The 869-nt window shown below is 67.9% G+C and carries 1 protein-coding gene; it reads right to left on the bottom strand.

The genetic code is table 11. The features are described 5' to 3' along the window. Nucleotides 1–91: 91 nt before the first annotated feature. Nucleotides 92–802, bottom strand: a complete 711-nt coding sequence (locus tag KME79_RS44315) for a response regulator (protein WP_219552677.1) — start codon at nucleotides 800–802, stop codon at nucleotides 92–94. Nucleotides 803–869: the final 67 nt, after the last annotated feature.

The raw sequence follows: 869 nt of genomic DNA, 5'->3' as shown, positions 1-869 counted from the left end.
GATTGAATCTTGACTACAACCATCGCGGTAGTCACCGCCGGGAAGTCAACCTACGGTGTACGCCCGGGCATCGGTGGTGCTTCGTGTTCCATCAGTCGAGCTCGGGCGCGAGGTCCCCAGCCTCGGGCGTCCTGTTGGCACGAGCGGTGACCAGGCCCGTCTCATAGGCCAGGACCACCGCCTGCGCACGGCTGGTCAGGTTGAGCTTGGCCATGGCCCGGTTGAGGTGGGTCTTCACGGTCGCCTCGCTGACGACCAGCTGTGCCGCGATCTCGGCGTTGGCCATACCTGTGCCCACCAGACGCATCACCTGCAATTCGCGGCCGGTGAGCAGGTCGAGATCCGGCGCCTCGGAAGACAGGCAGGCAGGTCCGCTCCCTTGCGTGTACGCCTCGATCAGGCGGCGGGTGACACTCGGGGCGAACAGCATGTCGCCGGCGGCGACCATGTCGATGGCGGTCAGGAGGCGCTCGGGCGGGGAGTTCTTCAACAGGAAGCCGGACGCTCCGACCGACAGCGCCGCGAAGACGTATTCGTCGAGATCGAAGGTGGTGAGCATGACCACCTTCGGAGGCGCCTGGCGGGCCTGCGCCAGCATGCGGCGCGTGGCCTCTATCCCGTCGAGGCGCGGCATGCGGATGTCCATCAGCACGACGTCCGGCCGGGTGGCCGCAGCCAGCGACACCGCCTCGTCGCCGTCCGCTGCCTCCCCCACCACCTCGAGGCCGGGTGCGGCACGCAGCAACGCGGCCAGGCCCGCGCGGATCAGGATCTGGTCGTCGACGACGAGCACACTGGTCATTCCAGGTCTGCCTCTTTCACCTGAGCATTTCCGCTTTGCTGCGCGCCGCCCGGTGGCAGGGGCAGGG

Origin of the sequence: Nonomuraea harbinensis, from assembly GCF_019396385.1 — a bacterium.
In the GTDB taxonomy this organism is placed as follows: domain Bacteria; phylum Actinomycetota; class Actinomycetes; order Streptosporangiales; family Streptosporangiaceae; genus Nonomuraea; species Nonomuraea ferruginea.
The sequence above is the reverse complement of the archived record's forward strand: the minus strand, read 5'-3'. Positions and strand labels throughout refer to the sequence as shown.